This window comes from Rahnella sp. 2050, from assembly GCF_040544515.1.
Taxonomy (GTDB): Bacteria; Pseudomonadota; Gammaproteobacteria; order Enterobacterales; family Enterobacteriaceae; genus Rahnella; species Rahnella aceris.
On the sequence record NZ_JBEPKE010000005.1, the window covers coordinates 26,341 to 39,864 of the forward strand.

At 49.7% G+C, this 13,524-nt stretch carries 13 protein-coding genes and 4 tRNA genes; 2 read left to right on the plus strand and 15 right to left on the minus strand.

Going from position 1 to position 13,524, the window contains the following annotated elements; genetic code table 11:
• Positions 1–28: 28 nt before the first annotated feature.
• The 5 genes from rplS to ffh all read right to left on the minus strand — a co-directional run bounded on the left by rplS (position 29) and on the right by ffh (position 3,621).
• Complete coding sequence (gene rplS / locus ABIC79_RS18140; RefSeq protein WP_013574038.1) at positions 29–376, minus strand: 50S ribosomal protein L19; 348 nt, start codon at positions 374–376, stop codon at positions 29–31.
• A gap of 48 nt (positions 377–424) precedes the next feature.
• Entirely contained in the window at positions 425–1,198 is a 774-nt protein-coding gene (gene trmD / locus ABIC79_RS18145) for a tRNA (guanosine(37)-N1)-methyltransferase TrmD (protein ID WP_015689396.1), read from the minus strand.
• Between the two features lie 67 nt (positions 1,199–1,265).
• Positions 1,266–1,814: a ribosome maturation factor RimM gene (gene rimM, locus ABIC79_RS18150; protein WP_013574036.1), complete on the minus strand. Its 549-nt coding sequence runs from the start codon at positions 1,812–1,814 to the stop codon at positions 1,266–1,268.
• An 18-nt stretch (positions 1,815–1,832) separates the two neighbouring features.
• Positions 1,833–2,081, minus strand: coding sequence for a 30S ribosomal protein S16 (gene rpsP, locus ABIC79_RS18155; protein WP_015689395.1), 249 nt, complete (start codon positions 2,079–2,081; stop codon positions 1,833–1,835).
• A 178-nt stretch (positions 2,082–2,259) separates the two neighbouring features.
• Complete coding sequence (gene ffh / locus ABIC79_RS18160; protein ID WP_013574034.1) at positions 2,260–3,621, minus strand: signal recognition particle protein; 1,362 nt, start codon at positions 3,619–3,621, stop codon at positions 2,260–2,262.
• Between the two features lie 164 nt (positions 3,622–3,785).
• Between ffh and ABIC79_RS18165 the strand changes: the two genes are divergently transcribed.
• The gene (locus tag ABIC79_RS18165; protein ID WP_013574033.1) at positions 3,786–4,577 is read left to right on the plus strand and encodes a cytochrome C assembly family protein; all 792 of its coding nucleotides are present in this window, start codon (positions 3,786–3,788) and stop codon (positions 4,575–4,577) included.
• A gap of 16 nt (positions 4,578–4,593) precedes the next feature.
• The gene (locus ABIC79_RS18170; RefSeq protein WP_013574032.1) at positions 4,594–5,883 is read left to right on the plus strand and encodes an HlyC/CorC family transporter; all 1,290 of its coding nucleotides are present in this window, start codon (positions 4,594–4,596) and stop codon (positions 5,881–5,883) included.
• A gap of 69 nt (positions 5,884–5,952) precedes the next feature.
• Here ABIC79_RS18170 and luxS read toward each other — a convergent pair whose 3' ends face one another.
• The 10 genes from luxS to alaS all read right to left on the minus strand — a co-directional run bounded on the left by luxS (position 5,953) and on the right by alaS (position 13,508).
• Positions 5,953–6,468 carry an S-ribosylhomocysteine lyase gene (gene luxS, locus ABIC79_RS18175; protein WP_013574031.1) on the minus strand — a complete coding sequence of 172 codons (516 nt, stop codon included), beginning with the start codon at positions 6,466–6,468 and terminating at the stop codon, positions 5,953–5,955.
• A 157-nt stretch (positions 6,469–6,625) separates the two neighbouring features.
• The gene (gene gshA, locus ABIC79_RS18180) at positions 6,626–8,197 is read right to left on the minus strand and encodes a glutamate--cysteine ligase (RefSeq protein ID WP_013574030.1); all 1,572 of its coding nucleotides are present in this window, start codon (positions 8,195–8,197) and stop codon (positions 6,626–6,628) included.
• Between the two features lie 85 nt (positions 8,198–8,282).
• A complete protein-coding gene (locus tag ABIC79_RS18185) occupies positions 8,283–8,711 on the minus strand; it encodes a YqaA family protein (RefSeq protein WP_013574029.1) in 429 nt (142 codons plus the stop codon).
• Complete coding sequence (gene yqaB, locus ABIC79_RS18190) at positions 8,708–9,274, minus strand: fructose-1-phosphate/6-phosphogluconate phosphatase (RefSeq protein WP_112152129.1); 567 nt, start codon at positions 9,272–9,274, stop codon at positions 8,708–8,710. The genes ABIC79_RS18185 and yqaB overlap by 4 nt, the downstream gene beginning before the upstream one ends.
• 355 nt (positions 9,275–9,629) lie before the next feature.
• Positions 9,630–9,706 (minus strand) — tRNA-Arg (locus ABIC79_RS18195).
• Between the two features lie 42 nt (positions 9,707–9,748).
• A tRNA-Arg gene (locus tag ABIC79_RS18200) sits at positions 9,749–9,825 on the minus strand.
• Positions 9,826–9,935: 110 nt separating this feature from the next.
• Positions 9,936–10,012 (minus strand) — tRNA-Arg (locus ABIC79_RS18205).
• Positions 10,013–10,020: 8 nt separating this feature from the next.
• Positions 10,021–10,113: transfer RNA gene (locus ABIC79_RS18210), tRNA-Ser, on the minus strand.
• Positions 10,114–10,438: 325 nt separating this feature from the next.
• Positions 10,439–10,624, minus strand: coding sequence for a carbon storage regulator CsrA (csrA, locus tag ABIC79_RS18215; RefSeq protein ID WP_013574027.1), 186 nt, complete (start codon positions 10,622–10,624; stop codon positions 10,439–10,441).
• A 256-nt stretch (positions 10,625–10,880) separates the two neighbouring features.
• On the minus strand, positions 10,881–13,508 hold the full coding sequence (alaS, locus tag ABIC79_RS18220) for an alanine--tRNA ligase (RefSeq protein WP_015689392.1): 2,628 nt from the start codon (positions 13,506–13,508) through the stop codon (positions 10,881–10,883).
• Positions 13,509–13,524 lie beyond the last annotated feature (16 nt).

Here is a 13,524-nt window from a genome sequence, read left to right on the forward strand (position 1 = left end):
AACTAGTAGATGTCGCGTTAGCGATACCTTAGTTAAGACGCTCTTTAATACGAGCAGACTTACCAGTACGCTCACGCAGGTAGTACAGTTTAGCTTTACGAACGGCGCCACGACGTTTAACAGTAATGCTGTCGATTACCGGGGAGTGAGTCTGGAATACACGCTCAACACCTTCGCCGTTAGAAATTTTGCGAACAGTGAATGCAGAGTGCAGACCGCGGTTACGAATAGCGATAACCACGCCCTCGAATGCCTGCAGACGCTTTTTAGAACCTTCAACGACCCATACCTTAATTTCCAGAGAATCACCTGGACGGAATGCAGGTACGTCTTGCTTCATCTGCTCTTGTTCGATTTGTTTAATGATATTGCTCATAATATGTCTCTTACCCTAGGTAAACTGATATATCGGGACGGCCTCGCGTTATGCTTTGGCGTTCCCTTCATAGTTTTGTTGACTGAGCCGATGTTCCTTTTGGAACTCTCTCAGCAACACCTCTTGCTCGTCAGTCAGAGCTAGGTTTTCCAGAAGTTCAGGTCTTCTAAGCCAGGTTCGACCCAGCGACTGTTTCAGGCGCCAGCGACGTATATCAGCGTGGTTGCCCGACAGTAAAACTGACGGTACCTCCATGCCTTCCAACACTTCAGGGCGGGTATAATGGGGACAATCCAACAATCCGTCAGCGAAAGAATCTTCTTCTGCTGAAGCCTGACGACCCAGAACGCCCGGTATAAAGCGGGAAACTGAATCAATCAGAGTCATTGCCGGCAACTCTCCACCGCTAAGAACATAATCGCCAATTGACCATTCTTCATCAATTTCGGTTTTAATTATGCGCTCATCGATCCCTTCATAACGGCCACAAACCAGAATAATTTTCTGATGGGCCGCCAGCTCGCAAACACCGGTTTGATCCAGTTTGCGCCCCTGAGGTGAAAGATAAATCACCTTCACACCTTCGCCTGCCGCTGCTTTTGCTGCATGAATAGCTTCCCGTAAGGGTTGCACCATCATCAGCATTCCGGGACCACCGCCATAAGGGCGCTCATCCACGGTACGATGTCGATCGTATGCGAAGTCACGAGGACTCCAGCAATTTACGCTCAACAGGCCATTCTTAACTGCCCGGCCAGTTACCCCGTAATCCGTAATTGCGCGGAACATTTCAGGAAACAGGCTAATTATACCAATCCACATAGCCTACCCCTTCCAAATGTTTGACCGCTCAACCAGACGTTGTTTACATCAGTAAACACTACGGAGGTCAAAAACCAGGATCCCAATCTACTTCAACAGTGCGAGTAGCGAGATCGACTTTCTTGATAACCTGCCCATCGAGGAACGGAATCAACCGCTCCTTGAGTCCGAAGGCATCTTTCAGGTTGGCTTTAACTACCATCACATCGTTAGAACCGGTTTCCATCATATCGATGATTTTGCCCAGTTCGTAACCGGAAGTTGTCACTACCTGGCAACCGAAAAGGTCTTTCCAGTAGTAGTCACCGTCTTCCAGTGGAGGCAGTTGCTTTGAATCGACGACAATTTCGCAATTAGTCAGAAGATTCGCGGCATCCCGATCATCAACGCCTTTGACTTTGATAATCAGGTCCTGAGTGTGGCGTTTCCAGCCTTCCAGCTCGACAACTTGCCACTTACCGGCACGCTGGATAAACCAGGGCTGGTAGTCAAAGATGCTTTCAGCGTCTTCGGTGGATGAAAACACTCTGAGCCAACCACGAATGCCGTACGTTGAACCCATTTTGCCAAGAACTAACGGCTCAGCGGGTACCACTGGATTGGATTGCTTGCTCATTGCCACCACCGCGACAGATTAAGCTGCTTTCTTAGCGTCTTTGATCAGCGCAGAAACGCGATCAGAAACGGTAGCACCCAGACCAACCCAATGGGCAACACGGTCCAGATCCATACGCAGTGCTTCAGCCTGGCCAGAAGCCAATGGGTTGAAGAAACCTACGCGTTCGATGAAACGACCGTCACGAGCGTTGCGGCTGTCGGTCACTACTACTTGATAAAACGGACGCTTTTTTGCGCCGCCACGTGCTAAACGAATTGTTACCATAACATCCTCTTTAGTTAATAAAACAACCAGACCCCATCGGGGAACGGGGTCTGGTTGCAATATAAAAAGCCCGAAAATTTTACTCATTTTGGCGCAAAAAGCAATCTAAAGCGTAGAAACCTTAGCCACCATTTTGCATGAGCCACCTATATGGCTGATATATAGGCAGTGACGTCGATTAACGGCCAGGGAAACCTGGTGGCATCATACCTTTCATGCCACGCATCATTTTCGCCATGCCGCCACTCTTCATTTTCTTCATCATGCGCTGCATATCGTCGAACTGCTTAAGTAAGCGGTTGACGTCCTGCACTTGCATGCCGGAACCCATCGCGATACGACGCTTACGGGAACCTTTAATAATTTCTGGCTTAGCGCGCTCTTTCAGCGTCATCGAGTTGATGATCGCTTCCATCCGCACCAGCACTTTGTCATCCATCTGGGATTTGACGTTATCCGGCAACTGACCGACACCCGGCAGTTTGCTCATCATACTCGCCATGCCGCCCATATTACGCATTTGCTTGAGCTGCTCGAGAAAATCGGTCAGATCAAAGCCGTCGCCTTTCTTAAGTTTGCTGGCCAGTTTTTCAGCCTGCGCGCGGTCAACTTTGCTCTCAATATCTTCGATAAGAGAGAGAACGTCGCCCATACCCAGAATACGGGAGGCAATACGATCCGGATGAAACGGCTCCAGCGCATCGGTTTTTTCACCCATACCCAGGAATTTAATCGGCTTGCCGGTGATGTGACGAATCGACAGCGCAGCACCGCCGCGGGCATCACCGTCGACTTTTGTCAGGATCACACCGGTCAGCGGCAGCGCCTCATTAAACGCTTTCGCGGTATTCGCGGCATCCTGACCGGTCATAGCATCAACCACAAACAGAGTTTCAACCGGATTAATCGCGGCATGTACCTGTTTGATTTCGTCCATCATCGCTTCGTCGACGTGTAAACGGCCGGCGGTATCGACAATCAGCACGTCGTAGAATTTCAGTTTCGCCTGCTGCAGGGCGCGGCTAACGATATCAACCGGCTTCTCCTGTGCATCAGACGGGAAGAAATCCACTTCAACTTGCTGCGCCAGGGTTTCCAGCTGTTTGATCGCCGCAGGGCGATAAACGTCGGCGGACACCACCAGTACTTTTTTCTTTTTCTTTTCTTTCAGGAATTTCGCCAGTTTACCGACGCTGGTTGTTTTACCTGCACCTTGTAAACCCGCCATAAGAACCACGGCCGGAGGCTGCGCCGCTAAGTTAAGCTCGGTGTTAGCCTCGCCCATCGCAGTTTCCAGTTCTTTCTGGACAATTTTGACGAATTCCTGCCCCGGCGTCAGACTCTTATTGACCTCATGGCCAACAGCGCTTTCCTTCACCCGGCTGATGAAGTCACGTACGACCGGCAGCGCAACGTCCGCTTCCAGTAAGGCCATACGCACTTCACGTAATGTCTCTTTGATATTTTCTTCGGTCAGCCGCCCGCGGCCGCTGATATTGCGCAGTGTGCGCGACAATCGATCGCTTAAATTCTCAAACATCGTCTCTTGCTCAACGTAATGACAGGCCGCTTTTGCGACGTAATTGCGGGATTATAACACGAAGCGCGGACGATCTCTGCTTTGGCATCTCAGATAGGTTGGAGCGTGACGCGGGTAACGTTATACTGCGGTTCTCATTCACTTTTCGATGCTACCGAAACGCTATGTCAGTTTTTGCTCTCGTCGCCATGTTGGCCTATCTGCTCAGCCTTGCACTGATCATTCCGAGCATCATCCGGAAGAACAGCGCATACCGGCGTTTAGCACTGATTTCCGTTGTGGTGGCACTTGTTTGCCACGCTGTCGCATTGCAGCAACGTATTTTCGACGTCAGCACCGGCCAGAACCTCAGCCTGGTCAATATCGGTTCGGTGGTCAGTTTAATCATCGGAACGGTGATGACCATCGTAGCCTCGCGCAATCGCGGCTGGTTTGTTTTGCCAATTGTTTACAGCTTTTCGCTGATCAATCTGGCGTTCGTGACGTTTCTTCCTGGCGAATTCATCACGCATCTTGAAGAAAGCAAAGGCTTACTGGTACATATCGGCCTGGCATTATTCTCTTATGCCACGCTGATGATTGCCGCCCTTTACGCGTTGCAACTGGCGTGGCTGGATTATCAGCTAAAGAATAAACGCCTGACGTTTACGGCTGATATGCCGCCGTTAATGAGTATTGAACGCAAACTTTTTCACATCACTCAGATTGGCGTTATTTTACTGACGCTGACGTTGTGCACCGGATTACTTTATCTGAACAACCTGTTCAGCCCAGAGAATATCGACAAGGCTGTCTTATCGATACTGGCATGGTTTGTTTATATCGTTCTGCTGTGGGGCCATTATCACGAAGGCTGGCGTGGCCGTCGCGTGGTATGGTTCAGCATGGCGGGCGCCATCCTGCTTACTCTTGCCTATTTTGGCAGTCGCCTGATCCAGCAAATCATGGTTCATTAATTAAAAGGAATACCCGTTGGAGCACGTCTCAACAACAACCCTGATCATCACATTGATCATCATGGTGGTGGTTTCGGCTTATTTTTCAGCCTCCGAAACCGGTATGATGACACTCAACCGTTACCGGTTACGTCACCTGGCTAAACAGGGTAACCGCGCGGCGCGTCGCGTCGAAAAGCTGTTAAAACGCCCGGACCAGCTGATCAGTCTGGTACTTATCGGTAACAACCTGGTCAACATCCTTGCTTCCGCTCTGGCAACCATTGTGGGCATCCGTCTTTACGGCGATGCCGGTGTAGCGATTGCCACGGGTGTACTGACATTTGTCGTACTGCTGTTTGCAGAAGTGCTGCCTAAAACATTTGCCGCCCTGAATCCTGAACGCATCGCGTTTCCGAGCAGCATTTTGTTGCGTCCGCTGCAAACCATTATGATGCCGCTGGTGTGGATCCTTAACAGTCTCTCGCGTTTGCTGATGCGAATGTTTGGTATCAAAACCACCACAAGCCTCAGTGACGCCGTCAGTAAAGAAGAGCTGCGTTCCATCGTGAACGAGTCACGCTCGAATATCTCGCGCCGGAATCAGGACATGCTGCTTTCCGTGCTTGATCTTGAGAAAGTCTCTGTTGATGACATCATGGTTCCGCGCAATGAAATCGTCGGTATTGATATCAATGACGACTGGAAATCGATTATTCGTCAGCTTACCCACTCACCTCATGGCCGTATTGTGCTTTACCGAGACTCACTCGACGACGCTATTGGGATGCTACGTTTGCGCGAAGCTTATCGCCTGATGACCGAGAAAAAAGAGTTCACCAAAGAAAATCTGCTGCGCGCCGCTGACGAAATTTACTACATTCCGGAAGGCACGCCGCTGAACATTCAGCTGGTAAAATTCCAGCGGAATAAAAAGAAAGTGGGCATCGTGGTTGATGAATACGGTGATATTCAGGGGCTGGTAACGGTTGAGGATATCCTCGAAGAAATCGTCGGTGATTTCACGACGTCTATGTCGCCAACGCTGGCAGAAGAAGTCACGCCGCAAAGTGATGGTTCAGTACTGATCGAAGGCAGCGCGAACGTGCGGGAACTGAATAAAGCCTTTAACTGGCATCTGCCAGCCGAAGAAGCGAGAACTATCAACGGCATGCTGCTGGAAGTGCTGGAAGAGATCCCGACAATCGGTACTAATCTGCGCATTGAGGACTATGAAGTTGAGATCCTGGATGTTCAGGACAACATGATCAAACAGGTGCAGGTCCGTCCGTTACAACCGTTGCAAAGCAGTGTGAATCAGCGCTAATCCTCTGAATTTCAGACATAAAAAAGACGCGAATTTCGCGTCTTTTTTGTCATCAGCACAAACTAAAAACTAGATGTGCAGTTCGGACAATTTCTCTTTTGGCAGAGCCAGATCATCGTTATGGTTCACAACAACATCATGATCGAGAATGTGCTGTGCAATTTCCTGGGCTTCTTTCAGGGAATGCATTTCGTAAGTCCCGCACTGGTATTCATTCAGCTCAGGGATCTGGCGCTGCTCTTTCACTTTCAGAACGTCAGCCATCGCTGCTTTCCAGGAGTCAGCAACCCGTTGCTCTTCCGGCACACCAATCAGGCTCATGTAAAAACCGGTACGGCAACCCATCGGAGAAATATCAATGATTTCAACACCGTTACCGTTCAGATGATTACGCATGAAACCCGCGAACAGGTGCTCGAGCGTGTGGATACCACGTTCCGGCATCACTTCAATATTCGGGCGGCAGAAACGCAGATCGAACACAGTGATCGTGTCCCCGTGCGGGGTTTTCATGGTTTTTGCGACGCGAACAGCAGGTGCTGCCATACGGGTATGGTCTACGGTAAAGCTATCCAACAGTGGCATATCGTCACCTCTCCTAAATAAATTAATTTTTTTTACGAACTCAGGAAACCTTTTCCCAGCATGCGGGTCTTAATTAGTGAAAGACGCGCATTTGTTATCATCATCCCTGTAAACAGAGATGTTTATTTGGCCACATTAATTGTGGCCTTTTTCTTTTCTACTCATTGCTACTGCCTGCATTCGCAGCCAGGTATTCTTCAAAGCTTAGCTTATCACTGGCTTCCAGTGTGCGCTGACGCTGCCATGAACCATCCTGTTCAGCCATCAGAGCGCTTTCATCCAACACTTCCAGCGGTTCACTCACCAGCATCTGACGATATTTTTCTGCCAGTTCCAGCCCGAGGTTACCAACGCCCTGTTGTTTCAGATCCTTGAGGATGCGGGCAGAGTAAGTCAGTTCAGGATCATCAAACGCAGCAACCAGCTCTTTACAAACATCCTGATAGAGATGATCACCGTTTTGGTTATCCATGATCTGAGCCACCCGATTCAGATCAGCAAACAACGCATTGCCAACGCTGGCTAACGGCTGACGTTCATCGTTACACCCGATACCAATCGTCTGGCCCGGTTTACGTCCTTCGAGGATCACCCGGTTCCAGTTTTTACGCGTACAAAGCAGCTCATCGCTGTTCATTTCCGGCGCATCCGCTAAAGCACACCATACCAAAAACAGATCCAGGAAACGCGCCTGGGTTGCATCAATCCCCACCGGAGAGAACGGGTTGACGTCCAGCGAGCGGACTTCAATATATTCGATCCCGCTGCGCATCAGCGCATCCGAAGGTGTTTCACCCGATTTGGTGACCCGTTTAGGACGGATTGGCGCATAAAGTTCGTTCTCAATCTGTAACACATTGGTGTTCAGCTGAAGATATTTACCGTCTTTTTTCACACCCATTTCCGCATATTCAGCAGACGGTGTGCGGATCGCTCTCTTCACGCCCTGAACGTAGGTGTTCAGATCATTAAAAGTGATGCCCAGATTGCTCTGTGACTTATTGGTATACCCTAAATCACTCAGACGCAGTGATGTCGCATAAGGCAGATAACATAATCCACCTTCGGTATATTCGAAAGGCAGATCCGTTTCACGTCCTTTGAGGAATGAGGAACAGATTGCAGGCGAAGCCCCAAACAGATACGGGATCACCCAACCGAAACGGTAATAGTTACGGATGAGTTTGAAATAACCTGCAGAGATCGCCTCTTTCCCGCTTTCCGTATCAGTCACGCCCAACCGCTCCTGCCAAAACGTCATCGGCAGCGAGAAATTGTAATGGATGCCGGAAATTACCTGCATCAGCGCGCCATAGCGGTTTTTCAGGCCTTCGCGATAAAGTGTCTTTAAACGCCCGATGTTCGACGAACCATATTGCGCCAGTTCGATATCCTGTCCGGATTCGATAAAGCAGGGCATGCTGAACGGCCACATACGCTCGTCACCAAGCTCACGGGCCACATGACGATGAATGTCACGGAGAAACGCCATCAGATGTTCAATATTGTCATCGACGGGCGTAATAAATTCTAATAAGGCTTCAGCAAAATCGGTGGTGATCCAGCGATGCGTCAGAGCCGCACCTAAAGATTCCGGGTGGCCCGTAGTCGCTAATGAACCGTCAGGATTAACCCGAAGCGTTTCACGCTCGATACCACGACGAATACCTTTTAATGCCTGAGGGTGGGCTTCCAGCCAGGAAAGCGCCTGAGATACATCCGGGATCAAATTGACCTCCCGCTTGGTGAAACCATTAATTTGCAAGCATACTGAATCTGCATAGATGTGACCATAATTGATAGCTGATGCCAATCTAACCGAACCATGAGAGCCCCTCCAGCGTTACAAAAGTCAAAAGGATGTAACGCACTGCTTTTCCGATAAACATGAAAAAGACGACAGGACCCCACGGCATTCGCAGCCAACCTGCTAATACGCATAACACATCACCAATCACCGGTAACCAGCTCAGCAATAACGCCGCAGGTCCGAAGCGCTTCAGCCAGCCCTGTGCAACATTGAGTCCACGTTGAGGCTTAAGCTGCGGCAAAAAGCGTCCGATGATGACGTTGGTTATGCCACCTAAGGTATTGCCAACTGATGCAGACAAAACCAGTGCCGCTGGCATTGCGCTGCCAGCTGACAATAAAGCCACTAATAAGACTTCTGAATTCCCAGGCAATAATGTGGCACTTAAAAAGCTGCTGCCGAATAAGGAAGCCAGCGCCAGGGCGCTGCTCACAGCGTACGCACGTCCACAAAATCCATATTGGCGCGTTTTGCTGCCTCAATACCGAAATCAGCATCTTCAAAGACGACACATTTTTCAGGAGGCACGCCAATCAGCTCCGCACAACGCAAAAAAGTGTCCGGTGCAGGTTTGTGATTCTTCACGTCATTGGCCCCCACAATCGCATCAAAGCAATCGCGCAGCCCTAAATGCCGTAAGAGTGCATCCGCCATCCAGTGCTCACTTCCTGTTCCTACCGCCATTGGACGCCGGCCATGATAAGCCTTCACGACATCAATCAGCGGCAGAGGACGTACGGTATCGAGCAACATTTCCTGCACGGCAGCCGTTTTCTCAGCAGCAAGAAGATGGGGGTCCATCTCAACATTATTACTGTCTATAACAAACTTGGCGATGCGCCAGGTTGGAGAGCCATTCAGAGCGACCATGGAGTCGACATCATACCGCATGCTGTATTTGGTCAAGACCTGATGCCATGCCTTACGGTGCGTAGGTTCGGTATCCAATATGGTGCCATCCATATCAAATATTAGCCCTTCGTATCGATCGTACATCGAATGCTCCATGATCACGAAAAAACAGGAAAACTACTTTATCGCAAAGTCTGTAGAAAGTCGCATTTTGTCCACGCGCACAGCACATCAGAACACGTCAGAAAGATCAGGAAAATGAAAAAGAAGAGTGAGATACAGACGTGAAATCCATAAAACAAAAAACCCGCCGAAGCGGGTTTTCTAATGCTGAAAGACAAAAATCGCTTCAACATACACAAAATATGGTGCACCCAGGAAGATGACTCGGCGGGGCCTCGCCCTGCGGGCCGTTGCTAAAGCAACGTTATCTTCCTTCGTGCTACCTTCATGCCGGAGGACCCTATACGAAAGTCGTCGCTCAAACACGTTTAGAATATGGTGCACCCAGGAAGATTCGAACTTCCGACCGCTCGGTTCGTAGCCGAGTACTCTATCCAGCTGAGCTATGGGTGCATTGGGTTACTACAGATTTTATTTCGGAAATTGCTAAAAGAATGGTGCACCCAGGAAGATTCGAACTTCCGACCGCTCGGTTCGTAGCCGAGTACTCTATCCAGCTGAGCTATGGGTGCATTTTGATTCTTACTGCAGATTTACCTGACCATTTTTCCCTACTGCATCAGCTTTAGCTTTTGCCCTTCACGCTCATTTGATTGCAAATCAACATACGTTCAGGAAAGTATGGTGCACCCAGGAAGATTCGAACTTCCGACCGCTCGGTTCGTAGCCGAGTACTCTATCCAGCTGAGCTATGGGTGCATTTTAAATGGCGGTGAGGCGGGGATTCGAACCCCGGATGCAGCTTTTGACCGCATACTCCCTTAGCAGGGGAGCGCCTTCAGCCTCTCGGCCACCTCACCATACGCCTCTTGCGAGTGTGCTGACTAACTTTGTTCAAGCTCATCGGCACTGCGTGGCGCACATATTACTTTCTGGCCCTTATAAGTCAAACCCTTTTTTCCTAACAATCACCCGTTTGGACATTTCACGCGCAACCTGAGCAGTTTGAACACAATAACAGGCCGCGAACGCGTAAAAAACGCCTTCATTTTTAGAAAAAGACAATTCAGGAGATAAGACACAGGAAGAAATTAAAAACTAAAACGCAGGAAAACGAGGGAAGAATAAGGGATAACACACACAAAAGAGGTTCAGCGCCTCGCCATTAGCGAGACGCCTCGTAAATCAGTAACTCGTCTGCTGTGACTTTTCAGCCTGAATACGCTGATAAATCTCTTCACGGTGAACAGAGACCTCTTTCGGCGCATTCACACCAATGCGCACCTGATTACCTTTAACACCTAATACGGTAACAGTAACCTCATCGCCAATCATGAGGGTTTCACCAACTCGGCGAGTTAGAATAAGCATTCTTTGCTCCTTGAATAATTAAAAGAGTCGGGTCTCTCAGTTTCCCGGCCATTATCGATCATAAGCGGGTAAAACGTAAGCCATGACCCCTACATAAAATGTAAGCAGCCTGCAACTTCAGCCATGAGTACTTTAAGTTTAGCCGATATCGTCATTGTCGCGACTTTAATCGCGAAGCTTACATTGCCATTAAGACTGAAAACGCCATACAGCACAATACATTATGACGTTTTCATGGTTAGCTATTTATTTCTTATTACAGCTTAGCTTCAACCCAGGCTTCAACAGTCGCCAGCGCGGCAGGCAATGCCTGTACATCGCTGCCGCCAGCCTGCGCCATATCAGGACGACCACCACCTTTGCCACCGACCTGCTGTGCCACAGAAGCAATCAGCTCACCGGCTTTAACACGATCGGTCAGATCCTTTGTGACACCTGCAATCAGGCTGACTTTGTCATCGGCAATGGTTGCCAGGACAATAATCACTGATCCTAACTGATTTTTCAGGTCATCAACCATCGTACGCAGCATTTTAGGCTCTACGTTATCCAATTGACGAACCAACAGTTTAACGCCTTTCACTTCTTTCGCCTGGCTGGACAGTGATGCACTTTCCTGCGCGGCTTGCTGACCTTTCACCTGCTGAAGTTCTTTTTCCAGCGTACGTGAACGCTCAATCAGAGAACGAATTTTATCGGTGATGCTGTTCACATCCCCTTTAACCAGATGCGCGACATCCTGCAGCAAATCACTTTGCTGATGCAGGGCATTAATCGCGTTTTCACCGGTGATCCCTTCAATACGACGAACACCTGCTGCAGTACCGGATTCACTCTGAATACGGAACAGGCCGATATCGCCGGTACGACTGGCGTGCGTACCGCCACACAATTCGGTAGAGAAATCGCCCATGCTCAGCACACGAACGCTGTCTTCGTATTTCTCACCAAACAGCGCCATTGCACCTTTTTCTTTCGCTTCGTCCAGATCCATGATGGTGGTCTGAATCGGCAAGTTGCGACGAATCTGGGCATTCACCAGATCTTCTACCTGGCGAATTTCCTCTGGTTTCATTGCTTCAAAATGCGAGAAGTCAAAACGCAGATAGTTATCGTTAACCAGAGAACCTTTCTGAGCAACGTGCTTTCCCAGCACCTGACGCAGCGCGGCATGCAGCAAGTGCGTTGCCGAGTGGTTCAGACGGATGCGGTCACGGCGGGCGACATCAACTTCTGCTTCGACGCTGTCGCCGATACTCAGTTTACCTGCGCTCAGTGCGCCCTGATGACCGATCGCTTTTCCATATTTCTGGGTATCAGAAACAGAGAATACGCCAGTAGTCGTTTTCAGAATGCCTTTATCGCCAACCTGTCCACCAGATTCACCGTAGAACGGCGTGTCATCCAGAACCACGATAGCATTAACGCCAGCCTGAATATCATTCACTGGCTGCCCATCGACAAACAACGCCACGACTTTGGAATGGCGCTGCAAATGTTCGTAGCCTGAGAACTGAGTCACGCCGTCAACACGCACCATGCTGTTGTAGTCTGCGCTGAAACCGCTGGACTCACGTGCGCGGCGGCGTTGAACATCCATCGCTTTTTCAAAACCGGCTTCATCCACTTTCAGATTACGTTCACGGCAAACGTCAGCAGTCAGATCCAGCGGGAAACCAAAGGTGTCGTACAGACGGAAAGCAATTTCGCCGTCCAGAGTGTCGCCTTTCAGTGCAGCCAATTCTTCGTCCAGCAACGCCAGTCCGCGCTCCAGAGTACGGGCAAACTGTTCTTCTTCGGTTTTCAGCAGTTGCTCAACCATCGCCTGCTGTTCTTTCAGTTCTGTCGCAGCCGGCCCCATCACTTCAATCAGCGGAGCAACCAGTTTGTAGAAGAACGTGTCTTGCGCCCCCAGCATGTTGCCGTGACGGATCGCACGACGAATGATACGACGCAGCACATAGCCACGGTTTTCATTCGACGGGATAACGCCATCTGCAATCAGGAATGCGCATGAACGGATATGGTCAGCAATAACGCGCAGGGATTTGTTGCTCAAATCGGTCGCGCCAGTGACTTCTGCCACCGCAGCGATCAGTTTCTGGAACAAGTCGATGTCGTAGTTTGAGTTCACATGTTGCATAACCGCAGTGATACGCTCAAGCCCCATCCCGGTATCTACGGATGGTTTTGGCAGTGGCAGCATGGTGCCGTCAGCCTGACGGTTGAACTGCATGAACACCAGGTTCCAGATCTCGATATAACGGTCGCCATCTTCTTCAGCAGAACCCGGAGGACCGCCCCAGATGTGATCGCCATGATCATAGAAAATCTCGGTACAAGGGCCGCAAGGGCCGGTATCGCCCATCTGCCAGAAGTTATCAGAAGCAAATGCGCCGCCTTTATTATCGCCAATGCGGATAATACGTTCTTTTGGAACGCCGACTTCTTTTTCCCAGATTTCGAAGGCTTCGTCATCAGTCTCATAGACGGTGACCCACAACTTCTCTTTCGGCAGATTAAACCAGTTTTCGCCGGTCAGTAGTTCCCAGGCGTAGTTGATGGCATCGTGTTTGAAGTAATCACCGAAGCTGAAGTTGCCCAGCATTTCGAAGAAGGTGTGGTGACGTGCGGTATAACCGACGTTTTCGAGGTCGTTGTGCTTACCGCCTGCGCGGACGCAACGCTGAGATGTGGTGGCGCGGTTGTAATCACGCTTATCCAGACCGAGGAAAACATCTTTAAATTGGTTCATCCCGGCATTGGTAAACAACAGTGTCGGATCGTTTGTCGGGACAAGCGAACTGCTTGAAACAATGTTGTGTCCCTTACTATGGAAGAAATCGAGAAACGCTTGACGGATCTCAGCGGTGCTCTTGCTCATAAATGTCCCGGAATCA